21 protein-coding genes and 1 pseudogene are annotated in these 25,413 nt (G+C 60.1%); 17 read left to right on the top strand and 5 right to left on the bottom strand.

Annotation, left to right across the window (positions count from 1 at the left end):
• Positions 1 to 5 precede the first annotated feature (5 nt).
• The 3 genes from mazG to rlmD all read right to left on the bottom strand — a co-directional run bounded on the left by mazG (position 6) and on the right by rlmD (position 4,908).
• Positions 6 to 803 carry a nucleoside triphosphate pyrophosphohydrolase gene (gene mazG / locus ACW5W8_RS09830; protein ID WP_498627608.1) on the bottom strand — a complete coding sequence of 266 codons (798 nt, stop codon included), beginning with the start codon at positions 801 to 803 and terminating at the stop codon, positions 6 to 8.
• Positions 804 to 981: 178 nt separating this feature from the next.
• A complete protein-coding gene (gene relA, locus ACW5W8_RS09825) occupies positions 982 to 3,195 on the bottom strand; it encodes a GTP diphosphokinase (protein WP_498627607.1) in 2,214 nt (737 codons plus the stop codon).
• A 390-nt stretch (positions 3,196 to 3,585) separates the two neighbouring features.
• Positions 3,586 to 4,908, bottom strand: coding sequence for a 23S rRNA (uracil(1939)-C(5))-methyltransferase RlmD (rlmD, locus tag ACW5W8_RS09820; protein WP_005335590.1), 1,323 nt, complete (start codon positions 4,906 to 4,908; stop codon positions 3,586 to 3,588).
• 153 nt (positions 4,909 to 5,061) lie between these two features.
• On the opposite strand from rlmD, the gene barA reads away from it, so the two are divergent.
• The 7 genes from barA to galE all read left to right on the top strand — a co-directional run bounded on the left by barA (position 5,062) and on the right by galE (position 14,030).
• Positions 5,062 to 7,779 carry a two-component sensor histidine kinase BarA gene (gene barA / locus ACW5W8_RS09815; RefSeq protein ID WP_498627605.1) on the top strand — a complete coding sequence of 906 codons (2,718 nt, stop codon included), beginning with the start codon at positions 5,062 to 5,064 and terminating at the stop codon, positions 7,777 to 7,779.
• A gap of 88 nt (positions 7,780 to 7,867) precedes the next feature.
• A complete protein-coding gene (locus ACW5W8_RS09810) occupies positions 7,868 to 8,347 on the top strand; it encodes a YehS family protein (RefSeq protein ID WP_005343323.1) in 480 nt (159 codons plus the stop codon).
• 34 nt (positions 8,348 to 8,381) lie between these two features.
• Entirely contained in the window at positions 8,382 to 9,269 is an 888-nt protein-coding gene (locus ACW5W8_RS09805) for an N-acetylmuramoyl-L-alanine amidase (protein WP_498627604.1), read from the top strand.
• A gap of 155 nt (positions 9,270 to 9,424) precedes the next feature.
• Positions 9,425 to 9,892: a Dps family protein gene (locus tag ACW5W8_RS09800; RefSeq protein ID WP_005362843.1), complete on the top strand. Its 468-nt coding sequence runs from the start codon at positions 9,425 to 9,427 to the stop codon at positions 9,890 to 9,892.
• A 290-nt stretch (positions 9,893 to 10,182) separates the two neighbouring features.
• Positions 10,183 to 11,820, top strand: a complete 1,638-nt coding sequence (gene hcp / locus ACW5W8_RS09795; RefSeq protein ID WP_498627672.1) for a hydroxylamine reductase — start codon at positions 10,183 to 10,185, stop codon at positions 11,818 to 11,820.
• Between the two features lie 121 nt (positions 11,821 to 11,941).
• Complete coding sequence (locus ACW5W8_RS09790; RefSeq protein ID WP_498627603.1) at positions 11,942 to 12,931, top strand: FAD-binding oxidoreductase; 990 nt, start codon at positions 11,942 to 11,944, stop codon at positions 12,929 to 12,931.
• 85 nt (positions 12,932 to 13,016) lie between these two features.
• Entirely contained in the window at positions 13,017 to 14,030 is a 1,014-nt protein-coding gene (gene galE, locus ACW5W8_RS09785; protein WP_498627602.1) for a UDP-glucose 4-epimerase GalE, read from the top strand.
• A gap of 70 nt (positions 14,031 to 14,100) precedes the next feature.
• Here galE and ACW5W8_RS09780 read toward each other — a convergent pair whose 3' ends face one another.
• Positions 14,101 to 14,802: a phosphatase PAP2 family protein gene (locus ACW5W8_RS09780; protein WP_498627601.1), complete on the bottom strand. Its 702-nt coding sequence runs from the start codon at positions 14,800 to 14,802 to the stop codon at positions 14,101 to 14,103.
• A 260-nt stretch (positions 14,803 to 15,062) separates the two neighbouring features.
• Between ACW5W8_RS09780 and mpl the strand changes: the two genes are divergently transcribed.
• Together mpl and ACW5W8_RS09770 are read left to right on the top strand one after the other, a co-directional pair.
• The gene (gene mpl, locus ACW5W8_RS09775; RefSeq protein WP_498627600.1) at positions 15,063 to 16,433 is read left to right on the top strand and encodes a UDP-N-acetylmuramate:L-alanyl-gamma-D-glutamyl-meso-diaminopimelate ligase; all 1,371 of its coding nucleotides are present in this window, start codon (positions 15,063 to 15,065) and stop codon (positions 16,431 to 16,433) included.
• Positions 16,430 to 17,041, top strand: a complete 612-nt coding sequence (locus ACW5W8_RS09770) for a flavin prenyltransferase UbiX (protein WP_498627599.1) — start codon at positions 16,430 to 16,432, stop codon at positions 17,039 to 17,041. The genes mpl and ACW5W8_RS09770 overlap by 4 nt, the downstream gene beginning before the upstream one ends.
• 72 nt (positions 17,042 to 17,113) lie before the next feature.
• On the opposite strand, the gene ACW5W8_RS09765 is transcribed toward ACW5W8_RS09770, so the two are convergent.
• The gene (locus tag ACW5W8_RS09765; protein ID WP_005362858.1) at positions 17,114 to 17,728 is read right to left on the bottom strand and encodes a TetR/AcrR family transcriptional regulator; all 615 of its coding nucleotides are present in this window, start codon (positions 17,726 to 17,728) and stop codon (positions 17,114 to 17,116) included.
• 201 nt (positions 17,729 to 17,929) lie between these two features.
• Here ACW5W8_RS09765 and hpt point away from each other — a divergent pair, with 201 nt between their 5' ends.
• The 8 genes and pseudogenes from hpt (at position 17,930) to melA (ending at position 25,273) form a co-directional block, all read left to right on the top strand.
• Entirely contained in the window at positions 17,930 to 18,460 is a 531-nt protein-coding gene (hpt, locus tag ACW5W8_RS09760) for a hypoxanthine phosphoribosyltransferase (protein WP_498627597.1), read from the top strand.
• 111 nt (positions 18,461 to 18,571) lie between these two features.
• Complete coding sequence (locus ACW5W8_RS09755; RefSeq protein ID WP_279498719.1) at positions 18,572 to 19,489, top strand: ABC transporter ATP-binding protein; 918 nt, start codon at positions 18,572 to 18,574, stop codon at positions 19,487 to 19,489.
• Positions 19,486 to 20,259, top strand: a complete 774-nt coding sequence (locus tag ACW5W8_RS09750) for an ABC transporter permease (protein ID WP_498627596.1) — start codon at positions 19,486 to 19,488, stop codon at positions 20,257 to 20,259. Before ACW5W8_RS09755 ends, ACW5W8_RS09750 begins: the two co-directional genes overlap by 4 nt.
• Positions 20,260 to 20,482: 223 nt before the next feature.
• Positions 20,483 to 20,947, top strand: a pseudogene (locus ACW5W8_RS09745) (2-hydroxyacyl-CoA dehydratase); the annotation flags it as partial.
• Positions 20,948 to 21,152: 205 nt separating this feature from the next.
• Entirely contained in the window at positions 21,153 to 22,163 is a 1,011-nt protein-coding gene (locus ACW5W8_RS09740) for a sugar ABC transporter substrate-binding protein (RefSeq protein WP_498627595.1), read from the top strand.
• On the top strand, positions 22,164 to 22,922 hold the full coding sequence (locus ACW5W8_RS09735; RefSeq protein ID WP_498627594.1) for an ATP-binding cassette domain-containing protein: 759 nt from the start codon (positions 22,164 to 22,166) through the stop codon (positions 22,920 to 22,922).
• Positions 22,919 to 23,902 carry an ABC transporter permease gene (locus ACW5W8_RS09730; protein ID WP_498627592.1) on the top strand — a complete coding sequence of 328 codons (984 nt, stop codon included), beginning with the start codon at positions 22,919 to 22,921 and terminating at the stop codon, positions 23,900 to 23,902. Before ACW5W8_RS09735 ends, ACW5W8_RS09730 begins: the two co-directional genes overlap by 4 nt.
• Before the next feature lie 9 nt (positions 23,903 to 23,911).
• On the top strand, positions 23,912 to 25,273 hold the full coding sequence (gene melA, locus ACW5W8_RS09725) for an alpha-galactosidase (RefSeq protein ID WP_498627590.1): 1,362 nt from the start codon (positions 23,912 to 23,914) through the stop codon (positions 25,271 to 25,273).
• Positions 25,274 to 25,413: the final 140 nt, after the last annotated feature.

Raw genomic sequence — 25,413 nt, 5'->3', positions numbered from 1 at the left:
CCAAATCAACTTTGCTCGGTTTCCTTCGCCTTATCCCAGGCGGCATCGAGCTTTTCGAGGGTGCAATCGGTCATTTTCAAGCCTTCTGCGGCGATAAACTGCTCAACCTGACGAAAACGACGTTCGAACTTGGCGTTGGCGCCCCGCAGTACCTGCTCCGGATCCTTACCCAGATGACGCACCAGATTGACGGTGGCAAACAGCAGATCGCCGAGCTCGTCGCTCACCCGCGCCTCGTCCACATCGGCCATCAGCGCCTCTTCCATCACCTCGTCGATCTCTTCGTGGATCTTGTCCACCACCGGCCCCAACGTCTTCCAGTCAAAACCGACGGTGGCGCAGCGTTTCTGAATTTTGGCGGCGCGGGTCAGGGCGGGCAGCGAGAGCGGAATGTCATCCAGCACGCTCTCTTGATCGAGTGCCGCCCGCTCTTTGGCTTTTTCCGCCTCCCAGTTCGCTTTTACTGCCTGCTCGTTGGAGAGATCTGCATCGGAAAACACGTGGGGATGGCGGCGAATGAGCTTTTCGCTCACCGTGTCGACGATATCGGCGAAGTCGAACAAGCCCCGCTCTTTACCCAGCTGGGCGTAAAACACCACCTGAAACAGCAGATCCCCCAACTCCCCTTTCAGCCCCTGCCAATCTTCGGTCTCGATGGCATCGGCCACCTCGTAGGCCTCTTCCAGGGTATGCGGCACTATGGTCTGGAAGTCCTGTTTCAGATCCCAGGGGCAGCCGTTTTGCGGATCGCGCAGGCGAGCCATGATGTCGAGCAGTTGGGGCAGATCGTAACGTTGGGACATGGGCTACTCACTTTCGATTCGTTAAATGGGGATGAAGCGACATCAGGCCGCGCAGTCGAGCAATCTCGTGTCGAGCAGTTGGGAGAGGTCATAACGTTGGGACATGGGATATTCGCTTTCGATTTGTTCAAAAAGGGTCATAAATACAGACCGGCCACTGGGGCCGGTCGGTTCGCTATCAAAGCCGCTTGGCGCTGATCACGTCGTTGAGCTGACTGAGCTTGGCCAACGCCCGGTTGAAGGCGTTGATGTTGTAAATCTCCAGCTCCATGTCGATCTCGGCGGTTTGCTCGCGCACGTTGGAGCGCGAGCGCACCCCCATCACATTGATCTTCTCGTTGGCCAGCACTGTGGTGATATCGCGCAGCAGGCCGGAGCGATCGTTGGAGATAATCCGGATGGTGAGGCCGTAGCCGCCGGAGTAGTTCTCCCCCCACACTGCATCGATCAGCCGCTCCGGATTGCGCCGTGACAGCTCCTTGAGCTGCTCGCAATCTTCCCGGTGGATTGAGACGCCGCGCCCCATGGTAATGAACCCCTGAATGGAGTCCCCAGGGATCGGCTGACAGCAGCGGGCGATATGGGTCATCAGGTTGCCGACCCCTTCCACCACTATGTGATCTTTGGGCTTGTGGCGCATCGGCGCATTGGCCTTCTGCTCCAGCTTCTCCAGCAGGCGGCGATCTTCCTCTTCCGCCGTCGGCTTGTTGTAGCAGGTGTCGAGATAGTTGAGCACCTGGTTGATGCGGATATCGCCGCTGCCGATACCGGCCAGCAGATCGTCGGTGCTCTCCAGATTAAAGCGGCGCAGCATGTTGCCCTTGTCGATCTTGGACATGCTGAGGTTGTGGCGATCCAGCTCCTTCTCGAACAGCTCGCGACCCGCCACGATATTCTTGTCCCGATCCAGCTTTCTGAACCAGGTCGCCACCTTGGCCCTCGCCCGGCTGGAGCGCAGGAAGCCGGAGTTGGGGTTCATCCAGTCGCGGCTCGGGTTCGGCTCTTTCTGGGTAATCACTTCTACCTGATCGCCGGTCTGCAGCGCGTAGGTGAACGGCACGATGCGGCCGTCAATCTTGGCGCCGATGCAGCGGTGACCGATCATGCTGTGGACGTGATAGGCAAAATCGAGCGGGGTGGCGCCCGCAGGCAGGTCGATCACATCCCCTTTCGGAGTAAAGACGTAGACCCGGTCCTCGAATACCTGACTGCGCAGATCCTCGAGCAGGGAACCGCTCTCGGAGAGATCCTCCTGCCAGGCGAGCAGCTTGCGCAGCCACTCGATCTTGTCTTCGAAGGTGTTGGCCTTACCGCCAGCCTGCGCCCCTTCCTTGTAACGCCAGTGTGCAGCGACGCCGAGCTCGGCATCCTGATGCATCTGGTCGGTACGGATCTGGATCTCGACGGTCTTGCCCTCGGGCCCCACCACGACTGTGTGGATCGACTGATAGCCGTTCGGTTTGGGGTTGGCGACATAGTCGTCAAACTCGCGGGGAATGTGGTGGAACTGGGTATGCACAATACCGAGCGCCGCATAGCAATCCTGCAGCCGCTTGGTCACTACCCGCACCGCGCGCACGTCGAACAACTCGTTGAATTCGAGGTGCTTCTTCTGCATCTTGCGCCAGATGCTGTAGATATGTTTCGGCCGACCGTAAACCTCGGCGTCAACTCCCGCCTCTTTCAACCCATTACGCAGGGATTGCACAAACTCGCGAATGTAGCGCTCGCGATCGAGCCGCTTTTCATCGAGCTGTTTGGCGATCTGCTTGTAGGTATCCGGATGCAGGTAACGGAAGGCGAGATCTTCCAGCTCCCACTTGAGCTGGCCGATGCCCAGACGGTTGGCGAGCGGCGCATAAATGTTGGTGATCTCCTGGGCCATCAGCACCCGGGTCTCTTCATCTGCCGTCTTCGCTTCCCGCAGGCAGGCGATCCGCTCCGCCAGCTTGATCACCACGGCGCGCACATCCTCGACCATGGCGAGCAACATGCGACGCACGTTGTCGACCTGCTCCGGCGAGGTTTCGCTGCGATGGAGGGTCTGCAGGGAGCGGATGGCCTCCATCTCCAGCACCCCTTCCACCAGCTTGGCGATCTTGGAGCCGAAGTCCTCGTCCATCCGCTCCTGGCTGATGAGACCAGCTTCAACGAAGGGGTAGATGATGGCCGCTTTGAGGGTACCGATATCCATGCTGAGCATCTGCAGGATGCCCACCATTTCGATGCCGCGCACCAGCAGCTTGCTGGTCAGCGCCTCGTCACCGAGCGTCAGACAATACTGGTAGACGGTTCGCAGCTGATCCTTTTCACTGTCACTCAAGGAGAGCGAGCTGACCCACTCTTCCAGGGTGAAGTTGTCTTTCAAATGAATATCGCGAACCGCAACCATGGTATCAATCCTTTAAATTATCGGGCCGAAAGCTGTCACCTTCTCCCCTCATGAGATTGCCTCAAATGGGGATATCCAGCGCACTTTTCAAGGCATATTGTCCAGAAAGACAATAGAGCGCGCCAACAGGCCCTGCCGAACGACGAGGGTCTAGATTACCCCAATCACATCAGCTCAAACAGCCGCAGATACGCCAGATTACATACTTGCATCGCCGTACTGATGAGCAGGATTACTTCATATACACACCAGCTCAAACAGCCGCAGACATGCCAGATTACATATCCGCATCGCCGTACCGATGAGCAGGATTACTTCATATACACACCTGCTCAAACAGTAACAAACATGCCGGATGACCTATCCGGCATCGCCGAGCTGATGAGTCATTTACTCCCGTTCAAACAGCGCCATGGACTCCAGATGGCCGGTGTGAGGGAACATGTCGAGCATGCCGAGGCGCACCAGACGATAACCCCCTTTCACCAGTACCTGACTGTCACGCGCCAGGGTGACCGGGTTACAGGAGACGTAGACCACCCGCTTGGGTGAAAGTTTCACGACGTGTCCCATCACTTCCAGCGCGCCGGGGCGAGCCGGATCCAGCAGCACCAGATCAAACCCTTCCCGCGCCCAGGACATGCCGACTATGTCATCGCTCAGGTCGGCCTTGTAGAAACGGGCATTGGTGATGCCGTTGCGACGGGCGTTCTCTTCGGCCCGCTGCACCATGGCCAGTTCACCTTCCACACCCACCACTTCGCGAGCCTGACGGGCCAGCGGCAGGGTGAAGTTGCCGATACCGCAGAAGAGATCGAGCACCTTGTCATCCTTGCTCGCCCCGAGCCATGTCAGCGCCTGCTCAACCATGCTCTGGTTGATGGGGCCGTTGACCTGAATGAAATCACCGGGGGCAAATGCAAGAGACAGGCCATCCAGCGAGTAGGATGGGGAAAATTGTTGCTGCAGCGCTTCGATGCGATCATCGGCAGCCTGCAGATAGAGGTCGATCCCCTGCGCTTTTGCAAACTCCACCAGCAGGGCGCGATCCGCCTCATTGGGACGGCCAGTGTGGCGCAGTAGCATCATGATCCCCTGCTCGGCCTGGATAAGCTCCGCATGGCCCAGCTCGCGCTGGCTCTTGAGACGATTGAGGCACTCACGCAGCGGGGCAATCAGCGCAGAGAGCGGCTCGGCCAGCACAGGGCAACTGTCGATCTCCACCAGATCGTTGCTGTTGCGACGGCGGAAACCGACCCGGGTGCAGCGACCGTTCTTGTCAAATTTGATGGCCAGACGACAGACCCGGCGATAGGCACGATCTTCACCGGTCAGTACCGGCTCCAGTGCAGGCGCCTTGATGTTGCCCAACCGCTCGAACAAGCTGACCAGTCCCGCCGCCTTGGCGGCTTGCTGATCGGCAACCGACATGTGCTGGGCACTGCAACCGCCGCACTCGCGATAGTGGCCGCAGAAGGGAGCGATACGATTGGCCGCCGGGGTCACCACCTGTTGCAAGGCGGCGTGACCATATTGTTTTTTCTCTTCGGTGATGCGCGCCTTGACGGTCTCGCCGGGCAGAGCCCCTTCGACGAAGATCGCCTTGCCCTGATGGCGACCGATACCGACGCAGTGGTGATCGAGGGTGTCTATCGTAAATTCAATGCGTTGGAGCTGGGTGGACTTCTTTTGGGGCTTGAAAAACTGGGCCATAAAACTTGGTGCCTATAGGTGGCTATGTCATGATTGTGGAATCTGCTGCCGGGTATTGTCCCACAAGAATAATAGTATGACCAAATACGGCCACAGAGCCCGTGCATTGCCATCAACCCTATCGCCAACCCTGTTCACTGGTGGCCTGTTCGTATGACCAAATATGGCCTGAGAGCACGCGTTCTCGCCTTCACCATCCTGCCGACCCTGATCATCGGCGGCCTGATGGCCGGTTACTTCACCTTCCACCGCTACCAGCAGCTGGAAAACAACCTTATTGATCAGGGGATCAACATTATCGAACCGCTGGCGATCGCCAGTGAATACGGGATGACACAGCACAGTCGCGAATCCCTCAAGCGGCTGATTGGCCTGACCCATCGCAAGAACTCCCCCTTTATCAAGTCCATCGCTGTCTTCACCCAAGACAACCAGCTGTTCGTCACCTCGAACTATCACCGGGATTTCACCCGACTCAGACTGCCCGATGGCGAGCCTATTCCGGATCTGACCAGCGTGACGTTTCAGGGGGACGACATCATTTTGCGCACCCCGATCCAGGCTGAAACCAGTCTGGATGGCTTCCCGCTGCCCAGCGATGTAGAGCCGCCGATGATCGGCTACATCTCGATGCAGATGGCGACCGACAGGGCCATGCTGCTGCAATACCGCGACACCTTCTTTGCGGTGATCATGGTGCTCATCGGGGTGGCCTTCAGTACCCTGTTTGGCTTCCGCTTGGTCAAGAGCGTGACCCAGCCCATCACCAACATGGTGCAGGCGGTGCACAAGATCAGGGAGGGGCGGCTCGATACCCGGGTCAGCGGCGAGCTGACCGGCGAGCTGGATATGCTGAAAAACGGCATCAACGCCATGGCCAAGGCGCTCTCCGAATATCACGAGGAGATGCAGCAGAACATCGATCAGGCCACCTCAGATTTGCGCGAGACACTGGAGCAGATCGAGATCCAGAACGTCGAGCTCGACATGGCCAAGAAGCGGGCGCAGGAGGCGGCAAGGGTCAAATCGGAGTTCCTCGCCAACATGTCTCACGAGCTGCGCACCCCGCTCAACGGGGTCATCGGTTTTACCCGCCAGCTGCTCAAGACCAGCCTCACGCCGAGCCAGACCGACTACATGCAGACCATCGAGAAGTCGGCGCGCAATCTGCTTGGCATCATCAACGACATCCTCGACTTCTCGAAGCTGGAAGCTGGCAAGCTGCAGCTGGAGCATATCCCGTTCAGCCTGCGCGACACCCTCAACGAGACCATGCACCTGCTCGGCCCCAGCGCCCACGACAAGCAGCTGGAGCTCTCACTGCGGGTGGATGCGGATGTCCCCGATACCCTCACCGGCGACCCCATGCGCCTGCAACAGGTGCTGACCAACCTCACCGGTAACGCCATCAAATTCACCGAGCAGGGCAACGTGGATGTGCATATCGAACAGATTGGCAACGGCAACCGCAAGGTGAGGCTCAACGTGCTGATCCGCGATACCGGCATCGGCATCTCCCAAGAGCAGCAACACCAGCTGTTCCAGGCTTTCAATCAGGCCGACTCCTCCATCTCGCGCCGTTATGGCGGCACCGGACTGGGTCTGGTCATCACCCAGAAGCTGGTGCAGCAGATGGGTGGCCAGATCCGCTTCGAGTCTGAGCTGGACAAGGGCTCAGTCTTCTCTTTCAGCCTGGATCTGGAGGTCTCTCCCCTGCCCCAGACCGATCAGCTGCCGCTGGATCGCATCCGCAACAAACGGCTCTGGCTGCTGGAGCCGGACCCCTTCGCGCAAGCCTCTCTGCTCGCCCTGCTGGCGGAGTGGCACCTCGATGTGCACCCACTGACCAGCGATGATCCCTGGCCCGAGATGAGCGAGCAGGAGATGGTGATCATCGGCAGCAGCCCCCTGCATACGCCGCAGCAGGTGATCGGCCGTCTCGACAGCCTGAGCGACCAGCAGCAGAACACCATAGTGCTGCTCAGCAGCCACGAGCCGGCGCTCTATGAGGCGATGCTGGCCCATGGCGCCCAGCACTGCCTCTCCAAACCGGTCAACCACCGCAAGCTGCTGCACGCCCTGCTCTCGCCGGAATCGAGCCGCCAGAAGCTGCCCGCCCAGCCTGCGCCGCGCCAGTTGCAGCCCATCAAGGTGCTGGCGGTGGATGACAACGCCGCCAACCTCAAGCTGATCGCCGCCATGCTCAGGGAGATGGTGAGTCAGGTGGTGGTGTGCAAAAACGGCAAGGAGGCGGTCAAGCAGGCCCAGAGCCAGCCGTTCGACATCATCTTCATGGATATCCAGATGCCGATCATGGATGGCATCAGTGCCACCCAGGCGATCCGCAACCAGTCCCTCAATACCACCACCCCGATCGTGGCGGTAACCGCCCACGCCATCCCCGGAGAGCGAGAGCGGCTGATCCGGCAGGGGATGGACGACTATCTGGCCAAGCCCATCGACGAGAGCATGCTGGCCCAGCTCATCACCGACTTTGCCCATCGCCGTCACCAGAATAATGGTGCCCAACAGATCGACTGGGCACTGGCGGTGCGGCAGGCGGCGGGGAAAGAGCATCTCGCCAGAGAGATGCTGACCATGCTGCTGGCCAGTTTCGACGAGGTCGAGCCGGTGCTGGATAGCGCGCTGGCTGGCGAAATTGAAGATAGCGAGGTGCTGGCCCAGCTCCATCGCCTCAACGGCGGCTGTGCCTATTCCGGCGTGCCGGGGCTGCAACGGCTGCTCTCCCAGCTGGAGCAACAGCTGCGTGACGGCGTGCCGGTGAGCGAGCTGGAACCCGAGCTGCTGGAGCTGCAAGATGCGCTGGAACTGGTGCGCCAGGAGGCGCCCCGCTATCTCGGCAAGGCTTGATGAGTTTGACCTGAACTGTAGCGGCCCCGCTTTTTCTGACGCGAGGGCTGCCAGATGGTAAAGTTGCGCCGTTTACACAGGAGTCAGCATGACCAACAACGATATTCTGCGCCGTCTGCGCTACGCCCTCACCATCAGCAACGACCAGATGGTCGAGATGTTTGCCAAGGGCAACCTGACGGTCACTCACGCCCAGCTGCACAGCTGGTTGATGAAAGAGGCGGCGGAAGGTGAAGAGCAAGAGGCAGGCTATGTCGCCTGTCCCGACTCGGCTCTGAGCCAGTTCCTCGACGGTTTCATCATCGCCCGCCGCGGCGTGCGCGAAGATGCACCGCCCCAGGTGATCCCGAACCGGATCAACAACAACATGATCCTGCGCAAGCTGCGCATCGGTCTCAACTTCAAGGAAGAGGATATGCTCGGCACGCTCAAGCTCGCTGACTTCAACCTCTCCAAGTCCGAGCTCAGCGCCCTGTTCCGCTCCAAGGATCACAAGCACTATCAGGATTGCGGGGATCAGATCCTGCGCAACTTCCTGATCGGCCTCACTGCCAAGTACCGCGGCTAACCAGCAGCGCGACTGACCGGGCAGGGCCTTCGACATGTGCCAGCGACTCACTCCTCCCACGCTCAGCAGACTGGCTGTGGCAGGGGGATGGCGCTGGCGCTGTCTTCTTCCCCTCTTCTTTCTGCCACTAGTTCTGCTGCTGGGTGGTTGTACCCCGTCCGAGTACCGGCTCTCGACCCGCTATCAGAGCGCCAACCAGAACGAGCGGATCGCCTTTCTGATCCTCCACTACACTGACGAAGACGATGCCAACTCCCTGCGCCTGCTGACCGAGCCGGAGCACAAGGTGAGCGCCCACTACCTGATCCCCCGCGACAGCCACGAAACACCGCTCACCGTCTATCAGCTGGTGCCGGACAACGCGCGCGCCTGGCATGCCGGACGCAGCCGCTGGCACCAATATGCCGGGCTCAATGCCAGTTCCCTTGGCATCGAGATCGTCAACCTCGGCTATCCAGCGGAAGATGAGCCGCTGGCCCCCGATGCCCGCCGCTGGCAACCCTATACCCCGCAGCAGATAGCTGCCGTCGGCGCACTCAGCCGGGAGCTGGTCGCCCGCTACCAGATTCCACCGACCCAGGTGCTGGGCCACAGCGATGTCGCCCCCGAGCGCAAGCAGGATCCCGGCCCCCACTTCCCCTGGCGCCAGCTCTATCTGACGTACGGAGTCGGCGCCTGGCCAGATGAAGGTCGGGTGGCCGAGTTGCTGGCCAGCACCTTACCCGATTGGGATGCGGCCATGTGGCAGCAGCAGCTGGCCCGCTATGGCTACGGCCTGTCCCAAACCGGCCAGTGGAATGAGCAGAGCCGCGCCGTCATGGGCGCCTTTCAACTCCACTTTCGCGCCAGCAAGGTCGATAGCAAACCGGACCGCGAGTGTCAGGCCATCTTGATGGCGCTACTCGAAAAATACTTCCCCTAATCCTCATCCACTACCCCTGTTGCTGCGCACTGTTTGATAGCCGTTAGCTATCAAACAGTTAGGCACAAGCAATTGTCCCTGCATTTTGCAAGGCGTTACTCTGACTGCGTTCCGAAAGAGAATTTCAAACCGATTTCCAAATCTGGAGGTGAATGATGAAAAGCCCGATTGGTCTTGATACTGCTCAATCACAAGCCCTGGCAGCCGAGTTGAACAAATTGCTGGCCAGCTACCAGATCCTCTACATGAACGTGCGCGGCTTCCACTGGAATATCCGTGGCAACCAGTTCTTCGAACTGCACCTGAAATTTGAAGAGATTTACAACGACCTGCTGCTGAAAGTCGATGCACTGGCCGAGCGGATCCTGACCCTGGATGGCGTGCCAATGCACAGCTTCAGTGACTACCTGAAAGTCTCTGCCATCCCCGAGCAAAAAGGGCTGCACGATGGCCGCGCCTGTGTCGAATCCCTGCTGGATAGCTTCCGCGAACTGCTGGTCGCCCAGCGCCGTATTCTGGGTCAGGCCGCCGAAGCCGGTGATGAGGGCACTGCCTCTATCCTCTCCGACTATGTGCAGCAGCAGGAAAAACTGGTCTGGATGCTGCGCGCTTATCTGGCCTGATAGTGAACCAAGCTGACTACAGCGTACGTATGATTGTTTGAGTAAGTACCGGGCCGAAAGCGCCTGACCAGACCACGGCCCAATCCGTCTGATTGTTATGTTCTGTTGCAAACCTGAGTTGTCTCTCCTTTTATCCACCCGCTTGCCGCCCTGTTTGGGCGGCTTTTTTTTGTTTTTGATCTGCATCAAGAGAATCTTAATTGGCAAATTGAATGCCTATTAAGTTTTTCGCGAGAGGAATAGAATCGCAACAAAACAGATAACTGAAATGTCCAATTAGGAGAGGCATGATGTTTTGTGTGCAATGTGAACAGACAATTCGTACCCCGGCTGGCAACGGCTGTGCCTACGCACAAGGTATGTGCGGCAAGACGGCGGAAACCTCGGATCTGCAGGATGTGCTGATCTATACCCTGCAGGGGCTCAGCGCCTGGGCGCTGGCCGCCCGCGAGCAGGGCATCATAGATCGCGAGATCGATGCCTTCGTGCCCAAGGCCTTCTTCGCTACCCTCACCAACGTCAACTTCGACTCGAATCGCATCGTGGCCTACGTCAATCAGGCCCTCGCCTATCGCCAGCAGCTGGCCGGGATGGCAGTGCAGGTCAACGACTTACCACAGTCCGCTTACTTCGAACCCGGTGCCGAGCTGCTGGAACAACTTGCCCATGCCGCGCCAGCCGCCCCCAATCGGGGCAAGAACGAAGTGAACGAAGACATCATGGGGCTGCGTCTGCTCTGCCTCTACGGCCTCAAGGGCACCGCCGCCTATATGGAGCACGCCCGGGTGCTGGATCAGCAGAGTGACGAGGTGGCCGCCGAATTCCACCGCATCATGAGCTGGCTAAGCACAGACCCGAGCGAAATGGGTCGCCTGTTCAGCTGTGCCATGGAGATCGGTCAGCTCAACTTCAAAATCATGGAGATGCTGGATCTCGGTGAAACCAGCGCCTTCGGCCATCCGGAGCCGACCCAGGTCAGGGTCACGCCAATTCCCGGCAAGTGCATTCTGGTCTCCGGCCACGACATGATGGATCTCAAGCTCATTCTGGAGCAGACCAAAGGGACCGGCATTCATGTCTACACCCACGGCGAGATGCTGCCCGCACTGGCCTATCCCTTCTTCAAGCAGTACCCCCATCTGGTGGGTAACTACGGCTCCGCCTGGCAAAACCAGCAGAAGGAGTTTGCCAACTTCCCGGGCGCCGTAGTGATGACCTCCAACTGCATCATCGACCCGAATGTGGGCAACTACTCGGATCGCATCTTCACCCGCTCCATCGTCGGCTGGCCGGGCGTAACCCATCTGGAGGGGGATGATTTCTCCGCCGTGATCGCCAAGGCGCAAGCGCTGGAAGGCTTCAAACACGTTGAGCTCGAGCACTTCATCACCATCGGCTTTGCCCGCAACGCCCTGATGCAGGCTGCGCCCGCAGTGATTGAGAAGGTCAAAGCCGGGGAGATCAGCCACTTCTTCCTGGTGGGTGGCTGTGACGGCGACAAGGCCGAGCGCGCCTATTTCACCGAGTTTGCCAAGGCGGCGCCGCGCGACAGCCTGCTGCTCACGCTGGGCTGCGGCAAATACAAGTTCAACAAGCTCGACTTTGGCGACATCGGCGGCATTCCGCGTCTGCTGGACGTGGGTCAGTGCAACGATGCCTACTCCGCCATCCAGCTGGCGCTGGCGCTCTCCGACGCGTTCGAGTGCGGGGTCAACGATCTGCCGCTGACGCTGGTGCTCTCCTGGTTCGAGCAAAAAGCCATCGTCATTCTGCTCACCCTGCTCTCCCTCGGGGTGAAGGACATTCGTACCGGCCCGACCGCCCCCGCCTTCCTCACCCCGGCTCTGCTCAAGGTGCTGGAAGAGCAGTTCGGTCTGAAAGGGACCACCACGGCCGAGGCTGACTTGGCCGAGATCCTGGCGGCCTGATCGGCACCTCATGTTGTAAGCGTTTGGCGAGCCGCCCGGCTCGCCTTTTTTCTGGATCCGGCTTTTTCACCAGACGTTTTTCAAACAGTTTCAAACCTTATCAAACATAAGGAGCCTTGTGATGACCTCTCTCACGCTCACCTGCATTGGCCGCCAACAGAACACCCACGACGTCGTGAGTTGGCAGCTGGCGTCGCTTTCTGGCGGCCTCCCTCCCGTGCTGGCTGGCCAGTGCATCACCCTGCATACCGAGATAGACGGCCAGCCGGAGTGCCGCGCCTATACCCTCTCCTCCAGCCCGCAGGATGCCTGCTGGCAGGTCACCATCAAGGATGTGGGACAGGTCTCTCGCCATCTGCACCAGACCCTGCAAGTGGGGGGCGAGATCCGGGTGGATGGTCCGTTCGGCGACTTCAACCTGACCGCCTTGCCTTGCGAACGGCCACTGCTCTTGAGCGCTGGTTCCGGCATCACCCCCATGTGGGCCATGTTGCGAGACGAGCTCGCCAAACGACCGGATGCCGATATCCGCTTTATCCATAGCGCCCGCTCGCCAGCAGATGTGATCTTCGCAGATGACTTGGCTGCATTGGCCGAAGCGCATCCCGGTGTACGCCATGCCCTGATTCTGGAAGATGCCCCAGCAGATCACCCCTGGATTGGCCGACTCACCCCAGCCATGCTGGCCGAACTGGCCCCAAATCTGCGCGAACGCCATGTCTATCTCTGCGGCCCGGCACCCTATATGGCGGCGGTCAGCACCATGCTGGCAGAGCTGGGATTGCCACCGGAGCAACTGCATCAGGAGTCCTTCGGTCTTCCTCCCGCAGAGCCCATCAAGACCGCCAGCGACCACTTCTGGCTGACCCTGAAAAAGAGCGGCAAAAAGGTGAAGATCCTGCCGGGTCAGACCCTGCTGGCAGCGCTGGAAGCTGCGGGCGAAGCCATGATGGCCGCCTGCCGCGCCGGGGTATGCGGCGCCTGCCGCTGCACCACGGAAGGCGATATCGAGCGCCAGAGCGTGATGACCCTGAGCGCGCAAGATCTGGAAAGTGGAGTGGCACTGGCCTGCTCCTGCACCGCCAGCGGGGATGTCAGCGTCGACTATTGAAGCTCGTTCCTGGCATCTCGCGCTTTTCCCTAGTGGGCCGGGCAGGTAGACTCAGCTCCAGTTTCAGTCGAAGACGGGATAAAAAATGACAATTCTGGTTACAGGGGGCGCCGGCTATATCGGCTCCCATACCCTGGTTAAACTCTTGAACGCCGGGCAGCAGGTCGTGGTACTCGACAACCTCTCCAACTCCTCCCCCGAGTCACTCAAGCGGGTCGAACAGATCACCGGCAAGCCGGTCATCTTCGTCGAAGGGGATGTGCTGGACAGAGCCTGCTTGCAGCAGCTCTTTGCAGCCCACCAGATCGAGTCGGTGATCCATTTCGCCGGCCTCAAGGCAGTCGGGGAGTCGAGCCAGATCCCGCTCACCTACTACCAGAACAACATCACCGGCACCTTGGTGCTGTGCGAAGAGATGGCCAGGGCCGGCGTGTTCCGGCTGGTATTCAGCTCATCGGCTACCGTCTATGGCGATCCTGCCTCGGTACCGCTGCGGGAAGATTTTCCCACCAGCGCCACCAACCCTTATGGCCGCTCCAAGCTGATGGTCGAAGAGATCCTGCGCGATCTCGCCAAATCCGATCCCCGCTGGGCCATCGTGTTGCTGCGCTACTTCAATCCGGTCGGAGCCCATGAGAGCGGCCTCATCGGGGAAGATCCCAACGGCATTCCCAACAACCTGCTGCCCTATATCAGCCAGGTGGGTGTCGGCAAGCTCAAGGAGCTGGGGGTATTTGGCAACGACTACCCGACCCCGGATGGCACCGGCGTGCGTGACTACATCCACGTGGTGGATCTCGCCATCGGCCACCTGAAAGCACTGGCGCGCATCGAATCGGATATCGGCGTCTTTACCTATAACCTGGGCACCGGTCAGGGTTACTCGGTGCTGGAGATGATCAAGGCGTTTGAAGCGGCCAGCGGCCGACCCATTCCCTACCAGATCAAGCCCCGTCGCCCCGGCGACATCGCCGAGTGCTGGGCCGAGCCGCACAAGGCCCGTGCCGAGCTGGGCTGGCAGGCAGAACGTGGTCTGGAGCAGATGATGATCGATACCTGGCGCTGGCAAAGCAACAACCCGAACGGCTATCAAGGCTGATGATCTAGCGGGTGGATAACAAAACGCCCCGACATTTTCATGTCGGGGCGTTTTATTTTGCGACGTTCAATCAGTGGGTCTGACTGCGCAGCAGCGGCACACGGGCCAATCGGGGGGCGATGCGGTCTATCAGCCGATCCGCCAGTGGGGTCAGCAGCAACCAGGGCAGACAGAGGGTCGCCAGCCCCAGCGCGCCGACATAGACATCGGTAAACCAGTGGGCGCCAGCCAGAATGCGCGGCGCGGAAAAGATCGGCACCATCAGCAATGCGGTGACTCCCGCCCAACGCGGCAGATAGCGCAGGGCAAAACCGGCAAAGATCATCAGGAACAGGGCGTGATCCCCGGGGAAACTATCACCGGAAGAGTCCTTGGTCGGAATACCACTGATCTGGGTCACCCGCAGCGCATCGGCCACCATCAGAGTCGGGCTGGGTCGCTCAACTGGCAACCTGTGACCAAACTGGTTAATCACCAGAGCACTCAGCAACATCACAATGCCCATCGCCACCAGCTGGCGACGACCTGCCAGATCCCGTGCAAAGAAGCAGCGGACCAGGATCAGTCCCATACAGGCCAACACCGCCAGATCGAACAGCCGGTTATTGGTGATGGCCACCAGATCGGCCCACAGAGCCGACTGGCCGAGCCAGCCGTTAACGGTATGAAAAATCGCGAGGTCCCATTGATCCCAGGGACCATGAGCGGGCAACGCAGCCCAACTGATGGCCACCAGACCACCGACCAGATAGCAAAGCAGGAACTTGCCCATGGGGACTCTCCTTTGGAAAAGGGCGATATCGTAAAACTGTCGAGTGCGTCACAAAAACGAAGAATTGTAAGAAAGTGCGACACAAAATCAAGCCTCAAATAAAACCGAATGGTTTGCACTCCTCTTTCATTGCTGTTCGGGCTACTGAGTTTTACTCCCAGCCCCCCCGGTCTGTGGGCCTCTCACCATGAGTGCGGCTTGTGCCACCACCGCAACACCCCCTAAAATGCGCACTTCCCTTTACTGCGAAAGGAAGCGGTATGCATATTCACATTCTCGGGATCTGCGGCACCTTTATGGGTGGTCTGGCGGTGTTGGCAAAACAGCTTGGTTACCGGGTGACCGGTTCGGATGCCAATGTCTATCCCCCCATGAGTACCCAGCTCGAGCAACAGGGCATCGAACTGACCGAAGGCTATGACCCCTCCCAACTCGATCCGGCGCCGGATCTGGTGGTGATTGGCAACGCCATGAGCCGCGGCAACCCCTGTGTTGAATATGTGCTGGACCGCAATCTGCCCTATATCTCCGGCCCTCAGTGGCTACTGGAGCATGTGCTGCAAGATCGCTGGGTACTGGCCGTTGCCGGCACCCACGGCAAGACCACCACCGCCAGCATGCTGGCCTGGGTGCTGGAGTATGCCAAACTGGAACCCGGTTTCCTGATCGGTGGCGTGCCGGGCAACTTCCCGGTCTCCGCCCGCTTGGGCTCTGCGCCTTTCTTCGTCATCGAAGCGGACGAGTATGACTGCGCCTTCTTCGACAAACGCTCCAAGTTCGTCCACTACCATCCGCGCACCCTGGTGATGAACAATCTGGAGTTCGACCACGCGGACATCTTCCCGGATCTCGCCGCCATCCAGCGCCAGTTCCACCACCTGATGCGCACCGTGCCGAGCAACGGCCGGGTGCTATTCCCGCAAGCCGATGACAACCTCACCGCCGTGCGCAAGATGGGCTGCTGGAGCGAAGTGGAGCTGGTGGGTCAGGACGATGCCAAGTGGAAAGCGGTCAAGCTGGCCGATGAAGGCTCCGCCTTCGAGGTGTGGCTGGACGGGGTGAAGCAGGGCGAAGTGCACTGGGAGTGCATCGGCGAGCATAACGTCAACAACGGTCTGATGGCCATCGCTGCCGCCCGCCACGCCGGTGTCATGGTAGAGCACGGCATCGCCGCCCTCTGCCAGTTCAAATCCCCCAAGCGGCGGATGGAGCTCAAGGGTGAGGTAGCGGGCATCAGCGTCTATGACGACTTCGCCCACCACCCTACTGCCATCGAGACCACCCTCGGCGGTCTGCGCGCCAAGGTGGGTGAGGCCCGCATTCTGGCTGTGCTGGAGCCACGATCCAACACCATGAAGCTGGGTGTTCACAAGGAGGAGCTGGCTGGCTGCTTCGATGGCGCCGACGAGGTGTTCTTCTTTCAGCCGCCCAACATCGGCTGGGATCTCGGCGAGGTGACCGCCCATATGACCCGACCGGCCAAGGTGTTCAACGATCTGGAAACCCTGATCAACCGGCTGGTGGCCGAGAGCCGCGATGGCGACCATATTCTGATCATGAGCAACGGTGGCTTCGGCGGCATTCATGACAAGCTGATCGCCCGCCTCAAGGATTACCACGGCGAACTATGAACAAAGCGATCACCCTGGCGCTGACCGGCGCCTCCGGCGCCCCCTACGCCCTGCGCCTGCTCCAGTGTCTGGTGCAGGCGGACTATCGGGTCTACCTGCTCGCCTCCTCGGCGGCTCGTGTGGTACTCAAGACCGAGCAGCAGCAGGAGTGGCCGAGCTCACCGAAAGAGCTATCGGCTTATCTCTGTCGCCAATATGGCGCCAAAGAGGGTCAGATAGTCGCTTGTGGCAAGGAGGAGTGGTTCTCGCCGGTTGCCTCCGGCTCGGCGGCACCCAAGCAGATGGTGGTCTGCCCCTGCTCCATGGGCACCGTCTCGGCCATTGCCAACGGCACCTCCGACAACCTGCTGGAGCGGGCGGCGGATGTAGTGATCAAGGAGCGCGGCCAGCTGATCCTGGTGCCCCGCGAGAGCCCCTTCTCGGCGATCCATCTGGAGAACATGCTGAAACTGGCGCGGCTCGGGGTGACCATCATGCCTGCCGCCCCCGGTTTCTATCATGAGCCGAAAAGCATCGCCGATCTGGTGGACTTTATGGTCGCCCGCATCCTCGATCATCTCGGTGTCGAGCATGAGCTGACCAACCGCTGGGGCTATGGCCACCAGTGAAGTGACCACTACATCCGGCCATAAAAAAACGGCGCAACTCAATGAGTGACGCCGTTTTTTCGTTAAGCCGTGTTAGCGAGCCTGAATTGGCGCCGTCACGTACTTGAACAGGAAATCAGTCACCTCTTGGCGCGCCGGGCGCTGAGGTTGATTGATCATCTGCATCATCACATAGCCAAAACCGGTCAAAGAGCGGGCCAGATCCTGTGCTGACAGCACGCTGGTGATCTCCCCTGCATCCATGGCGGTTTGCAGCTCGCTGGCGATCAGCTCAAGGCACTGATCGAGCAGCCGGGTATAGCGGGGCCATACCTCTTCCCGAACCGATGAACTCCACTCCAGCCAGATACCGGCATAATCCGGTTGATCGTAGGCGGCATCGACAGAGAGGCGGACATGGCGCTGGATCTTGTCGAAAATGGAGCCCTGGTCACCGTATGCCTGCGACAGCATTTGGTTCACAAAGCGTTCGATCTCGGCCAGCACCTCATCTACCAACTCCTCGCGGGTGTTGAAATAGTTGAAGACGGTAGCCACAGAGACCTTGGCCTGCTCGGCTATCTCGGCGTGACCGGCACGGCCAATGCCGCGACGGGAGAACACCTCGATGGCACATTCCATCAATTGGGAGCGACGAGCTTCCGGCGACAGCCGGGTACGACGTCTTATTTCTGCGCGTGGTTCCATAGTTTTTATCATCTAATAGTTATTGATTATGGTGTTTCTAGTATTTTAACTAATCATGCCTGAGTGCCTGCTAACTCTATCAATTAAAATAAGCCGATAAAAGCACCACGTATCTCTAGCACCCTTCAACATGAGTGGTAGAATCATCGGTTTTGATATTCATGAACGGCCAAATCCCCTTTGGCCTTATGGGAGTAAGTGATGAAACACACCGTCGAGGTGATGATCTCCGAGGCTGAAATCGCCGCCCGGATCGCCAAATTGGGTGAAGAGATCACCGCCCGCTATCAGGGTTCTGACGAAGTCGTGATGATTGCGCTGCTGCGCGGTTCCTGCATCTTCCTGGCCGACCTCTGCCGCCAGTGCAAGCTGCCCATCACCCTGGACTTCATGACCGCCTCCAGCTACGGCTCCGGCATGCACAGCACCCGTGACGTCCGCATCCTCAAAGACCTGGACGACGATATCAAGGGCAAGGATGTAGTGATCGTGGAAGACATCATCGACACCGGTTACACCCTCAACAAGGTGCGCGAGATCCTCTCCCTGCGCGAGCCGAAATCCCTTGCCATCTGCACTCTGCTGGACAAACCCTCCCGCCGCGAAGTGCAGGTGCCGGTCGACTGGATTGGCTTCGCCATCCCGGACGAATTCGTGGTCGGCTGTGGCATCGACTACGCCCAGAAGTACCGCAACCTGCCGTTTATCGGCAAAGTGGTACCCCAGGAGTAAGCCAGGTTCAGGAATATCACGGGTGAAGCGGCCTTGCGCCCTTTACTCTGTGCAGGCGGCCTTGGCCGCCTTTTCTGTATCGAGCCGGATTCAACCATCACAGAGGTTGCAATGAACGCACTGGAAATCAGCGGCCTGAAAAAGACCTATCAGGGGGGCGTAGAAGCCCTTAAAGGCATCGATCTCACCGTCAGGCAGGGGGATTTCTTCGCCCTGCTCGGCCCGAATGGCGCGGGCAAGTCCACCACCATCGGCGTCATCAGCTCGCTGGTGAACAAGAGCGCCGGCAAGGTGAAGGTGTTTGGCTACGACATCGACAGCGATCTCGAACAGGCCAAGGCCCAGCTCGGGCTGGTGCCGCAGGAGTTCAACTTCAGCCAGTTCGAGAAGGTGATCCAGATTGTCACCCATCAGGCCGGTTTCTACGGCGTGCCCAAGGCGGAAGCGAAGATCCGCGCCGAGAAGTACCTGCGCCAGCTCGATCTGTGGGAGAAGCGCGACATGCCTGCCCGCACCCTCTCCGGCGGCATGAAGCGCCGCCTGATGATCGCCCGCGCCCTGATGCACGAGCCCAAGCTGCTGATCCTCGATGAACCGACCGCCGGGGTTGATATCGAGATCCGCCGCTCCATGTGGACCTTCCTCAAGGATCTCAACGAGCAGGGCGTCACCATCATCCTCACCACCCACTATCTGGAAGAGGCGGAGATGCTCTGCCGCAACATCGGCATCATCGACAAGGGTCGTCTGATCGAGAACACCAGCATGAAAAACCTGCTGGGCAAACTGGGTCGCGAGACCTTCCTGCTCGACCTTGCGCCAGGTTCTGCCGTACCTGAGGTGCCAGAGTTCAACGGCCGCATGCCGGATGAGCGCACTCTTGAGGTGGATCTCGACAAGAGCCAGTCTCTCAACAGCCTGTTCGAGCAGCTGTCGAGCCAGCAGGTACAGGTGCTGAGCATGCGCAACAAGGCCAACCGGCTGGAAGAGCTGTTCGTCAGCCTGGTCGAAGAGGGGAGAAAAGCATGAACCTGACCACTTACTACATCGCCTTCAAGAGCATTCTGGCCAAAGAGGTGAGCCGCTTCACCCGGATCTGGATCCAGACGCTGGTGCCGCCCGCCATCACCATGAGCCTCTACTTCGTCATCTTCGGCAACCTGATCGGTTCGCGCATCGGTGACATGGGCGGTTTCACCTACATGGAGTTCATCGTGCCCGGCCTCATCATGATGTCGGTGATCACCAACTCCTACTCCAACGTCGCCTCCTCCTTCTTCAGCGCCAAGTTCCAGCGCAATATCGAGGAGATGCTGGTGGCACCGGTGCCCAACTACGTCATCATCGCCGGCTACGTGGGCGGTGGCGTGGCGCGCGGCCTCTGTGTCGGCCTCATCGTCACCCTGGTGTCGCTCTTCTTCGTGCCGCTGCAGATCCACCATCTGTTCAGCGTCTGCTTCACCGTGCTGCTCACCTCGATCCTCTTCTCGCTGGGGGGCCTTATCAACGCGGTGTTTGCCAAAACCTTCGACGACATCAGCATCATCCCCACCTTCGTGCTGACGCCGCTCACCTATCTGGGCGGGGTTTTCTACTCCATCAGCCTGCTGCCCCCCTTCTGGCAGGGTGTCTCCCAGGTGAACCCCATCATCTACATGGTGAACGCGTTCCGTTACGGCTTCCTCGGTATCTCCGACGTACCGCTCGGCACCGCCTACCTCATCATCACCGGCTTCATCGCAGCCCTCTACGCTCTGGCCTGGTGGCTTATCTCGCGCGGCACCGGTCTGCGCCACTGACACCCAAACGGACACCCCTGGTGTCCGTTTTTATCTCTCTCTGTTACCACTTACGCTAAATCACTCCCTTCTCAATAACCTGTCTGTTATTAAGGCCTTACATGACTCCTCGTGATCCACCGCAATTTTCCAATCCCCCCCAAAGGTATAATTCCCGCAGTTTGACGGGCCGTCATGGATAGCACCACCGTCTCTTCATTTTCACGTAATGGCAGGATCGCCTATGTCACTGGTCACCGAGCTGCCAGCCATTTTCGATAACTTTTCAGATGCCCGTTGTCAGGGCTGTCTGGCCGTGATGGTACTCAAGGAGCGACTGATCCCTCGGGTCGGCACCTACTGTACCTTTATGCCGCAGGAGGTGGCGATAGCCGCCGGCGCCATGGTGGTATCGCTCTGCTCCACCAGCGACGAGACCATCGAGGAGGCCGAAAAGGATCTGCCCCGCAACCTCTGCCCGCTCATCAAGAGCAGCTACGGGTTCGGCAAGACCGACAAGTGCCCCTACTTCTACTTCTCCGATCTGGTGGTGGGGGAAACCACCTGCGACGGCAAGAAGAAGATGTACGAGTACATGGCAGAGTTCAAACCGGTGCATGTGATGCAGTTGCCCAACCGCGCCGATGACGAGGCCTCCCGCACCCTGTGGCGTAGTGAAATAGTCCGCTGTAAGGCGTTGCTGAAGCAACACGGCCAGTCGTTTCGAAACTGCGAAGCGGATGGCGACTATCAGGAGCTCTCCCACTATCCGGCCGCCTGAACAGGCAGGAAAACACCGATTAACCGTCCAATACCTGATCGCGGCACTCACCGCTTTTAACCGGCGCCACGGATGACCAGTGTTTCACAACACGGGAGCCACCGCCCCCCTATTTACAACAAGGAGCAATACCATGCACAACACGCACACTGGCCACACTCACATGGCCAAACGCTGGCTGACCGGCCTGCTGATGTCCGGCTGCCTGCTCGCCTCCCAGGCGGGCGCCGCCCCCTCCGGCAAGGATATGACCATCTGGTTTGATCTCGGCGGCCCGGTCGGCGAATCCTACGTCACCGTGGTACAGAATGGCGCCAAGCAGGCGGCAGAGGATCTGGGAGTGGATCTGCGACTGGTCTACTCCGACTGGCAACCCCAGAAGATGATCGAGAACTTCAAGCAGGCGGTAGCCGCCAAGCCCACCGGCATCGTGGTGATGGGCCACCCCGGTGACAGCGCCTACCAACCGCTGATTGCCGACGCCATCACCAAGGGGATCAAGGTGACCTCGGTGGACACCGAGCTCTCCGGCACCATGGCCAACGAATTGAGCAACGGCTTTGGCTACGTGGGCGACAACAACGCCACCCGCGGCATCAATCTGGCCAAAGAGGCCCTGCGCCGCAGCGGCCTTAAGAAGGGTGACCGCACCATGGTGTGGGGCATCAAGGATATTGCCCAGCGCAGCGACTCCACCCGTGGCCTGATCAAGACCCTGGAAGAGGCGGGCATGAAGGTCGACTTCATCCAGATCTCGCAGGAAGTGGACAAGGACCCGACCCTGGGCGCCCCGGTCGTCACCTCCTATCTGGCCACCCACCCCGACGTGAAGATGGTGCTGGTGGATCACGGTGCCCTGACCGCCCAGATGGGCAACTTCCTGCGCAACGCCGCCGTCAAACCCGGTGAGCTGTTTGTCGCCGGTTTCAGCCTCTCTCCCGCCACCGCAGACGGGATCCAGTCCGGTTATGTGCAGCTGGTGGCCGATTGCCAACCCTACCTGATGGGTTACCTCTCGGTAGTTCAGCTGGTACTGAGCGAGCGTTACGGTTTCGCCGGTCTGGACATCAACACCGGAGCCGGTTTTGTCACCAAAGACAACATCGCACTCATCGCCCCGCTGGCGGCCAAAGGTCTGCGCTAAATGACGCCACTGGCCCTCGAGCTGCACGGGCTGAACAAATGGTTCGGCCCGGTGCAGGCCCTGCGGGATATCCATTTCCAGCAGCGGGCGGGTGAAGTGGTCGCCCTGCTTGGCGACAACGGCGCCGGCAAGTCGACCCTGATCCGGGTGATTGCCGGTGCCGAACCGTTCGGCAGCGGCACCCTGACCGTCGCCGGGCAGACGGTGGCGGGCGATAGCTACGATGTACCCACCGCCCGTCGGCTCGGCATCGAGACCGTCTATCAGAGTGGCGCCCTCGGCGAGCAGCAGAGCGTCTGGCGCAACCTCTTTCTGGGGCGCCATCTGCGCAATCGCTGGGGCTTCATCGACCGGCAGGAAGAGCGACGCCGGGCCGCCGAGCTGCTGCGGGTGCTCCATTTTCGCGGCATCGGCGCCAACGTCGATGCGCCGGTCAGCCTGCTCTCCGGCGGTGAGCGGCAGGGGCTGGCCATCGGCCGCGCCATGCTGTTCGACGCCCGGCTGGTGATCCTTGATGAACCAACCACCGCCCTCTCCCTCGGTGAGGTAGAGAAGGTGCTCAGCTTTATCGAACAGCTGCGGGCACAGGGGCGTGCCTGCCTGCTCATCACCCACAACATGGCCGATGCCTACCGGGTCGCCGACCGCTTCGTGGTGATGGACAGGGGCGCCATCGTCGCCCAGTACCACAAGGCCGACATGACCCTCCCTGCCCTGCAACAGGCGCTGCTGGATGCCGTCAGAAGAGGCAGCCAATGAGACAGTTCCTGCTCGCCCATCGGGCGCCTTTACTGACCGGGCTGATCCTGCTGCTGCTGTGGGGGCTGTTTGCCAGCATCAGTCCGGTCACCTTTTTCCATGGCCGGATCTACACCTCTCTGCTCTCGACCATTCCGCTGACCATCCTGCTGGCGCTGGGGATGACCCTGCTGATCATCGCCCGCGAGATCGACATGAGCTTTCCGGCAATCATCGCGCTGGGGGGATTTATCTTCGCCTGGCTGTTCCAGCACACCGGCTCGCCGCTGCTGGCGCTGCTGGGGGCGATGGCGGGCGGGCTGCTGTGCGGGCTGCTCAATGCCCTGCTGATCGTGCAGTTCCAGATCCCCTCCATCATCGCCACTATCGGTACCCAGTTCTTTATCGGCGGCCTCACCACCGTACTGGCCGACGGACTGGCCCTCAGCCTGCCCGAGATCCGCGATACCCTGCTCCATACCCTGCTGACTGGCAGAGTGTGGGAGTGGCTGCCCGCCCAGGCCCTCTGGAGCCTGCTGGTGGCACTGCTGCTCTGGCTGCTGCTGGCCCATCACGAGCTGGGGGATAACATCAACTTCATCGGTGACAACCCGGAGGCAGCCCGCCTGATGGGCGTACCGGTCAACCGGATGCGGCTCGGCCTCTTCATGCTGATGGGGCTGCTCGCCGCCCTGGTCGGGGTACTGATCAGCGTCGAGATGAGCAGTTGGTGGCCCAATCAGGGACAGGGCTACATGCTGCTGGTGTTTGCCTCCGTCTTCATCGGCGGCACCTCGGTACTGGGGGGCAGAGGCACTCTGCTGGGCAGCCTGTTTGGCGCCTGCATTATCGGCATGCTGGAGGCGGGCATTATCAGTGCCGGTCTCGACGGCTTCTGGACCCGGCTGGTCTACGGGGTAATGATCCTCGCCGCCCTGATGATCCACGGCAGCCTGCTGCAACTTCAACAGGGACGCTGGCGTTCCCGTTTTTTCAAATAAGGTTCTGACATGAGCAAAATCACCATTATTGGCGCAGGCAGCGTCATGTTTACCCGCCAGATCGTCTCGGCCCTGCTCTCCTACCCCGCCATGGCGGGCACCGAGCTGGTGTTGATGGATCTCAATCCCGAGGTGCTGGCCCAGAGTCACCGCCTCATCACCATGATGGTGGCGCAATCCGGCCTCCCCATGCAGGTGAGCCAGACCACCAGCCAGCGCGATGCGATTCGCCATGCGGACTTCGTCATCAGCGCCATTCAGGTGGGCGGCCTCGCCCCCTGGAAGCTGGACATGGCGATCCCGGCCAAATACGGGGTGATCCAGGAGGTGGGCGACACCATGGGACCGGGCGGCATCTTCCGCGCCCTGCGCCACATTCCGCCCATGCTGGCGATCCTGCGGGATATGGAGGAGCTCTGCCCGAACGCCCTCTTCATCAACTACGCCAACCCGCTGGCGCCCCTCACCTGGGCAGCCAAGGAGGCGAGCGGCATCCAATCCATCGGTCTCTGCTACGGGGTGCGCTACACCGTCGCCCAGCTCGCCGGTTATCTGGGGGTCGGCCCCTGGGTGGATCACCCCTCCACCCCGGAGCGCTGGCAACGCCTGATGTATCACGATGTGCCCGACGAGGTGGAGTACGAGTTCGCCGGGATCAACCACATGACCTGGATCACCCGCTTCGCCATCCATGGCGAAGATATGCAGCCGAAAATCCGGGCGCTGGTGAATGATCCGAAAGCCCGCGAGGCGGACGGCGTGCGCTGCGAAGTGCTGAAGTTCTTCGGCCTCTGGTGTACCGAGAACCACTGGCACTGCAGCGATTACCTCCCCTACTTCCGCAAGAACGAGGCGATGATCAACCACTTCCTGCCCCAGCGCTGGAATCTGCTGGCCCTGGAGGAGCAGGTTCACGCCGCCGGCAAGGCGGAGATCGCCGCCCAGCTGGCAGGGGAGAAACCCTTCGTCATCGCCCCCAACATGCTCAACGGGCCCAAACTGATCCACGCCATGGTGAGCGGCGAGCGCACCCGCATCAACGGCAACCTGGCCAACTGCCAGCCCGAGGGTCTGCTGGTGGAGAACCTGCCCGCTGACTGCGTCGTCGAGGTACCAATCTGGGTCGATGACAAGGGGCTGCAACCGCAGGCGATGGGACGGCTGCCGACCCAATGCGCCAGCCTGTGCAAGAGCAACACCGCGGTGCAGGAGCTGATCGTGCAGGCGGCCCTGACCGGCGATCTCGATGCCGCCCGCTACGCGCTGGCCCTCGACCCGGTCACCGCCACCGTCTGCACCCTAGAGCAGATCCAGCAGATGTTCGACGAGATGTACGCCGCCCAGCGTCAGTGGCTGCCTCAGTTCACCTGAATCGGTACGCCAGAATGACAGAGGGGCTCCCGCGCGGGAGCCCCTCTTTTTGGCTATGTCCCAATTACGTGTTGCATGGGGTGCCCCAGCGCCTCATGCAAACATGCTTTGATATTCACGCCCCTCCCGTAACGCTCCAG

The sequence above is a fragment of the Aeromonas aquatilis genome, from assembly GCF_054052405.1.
The sequence above is the reverse complement of the archived record's forward strand: the minus strand, read 5'-3'. Positions and strand labels throughout refer to the sequence as shown.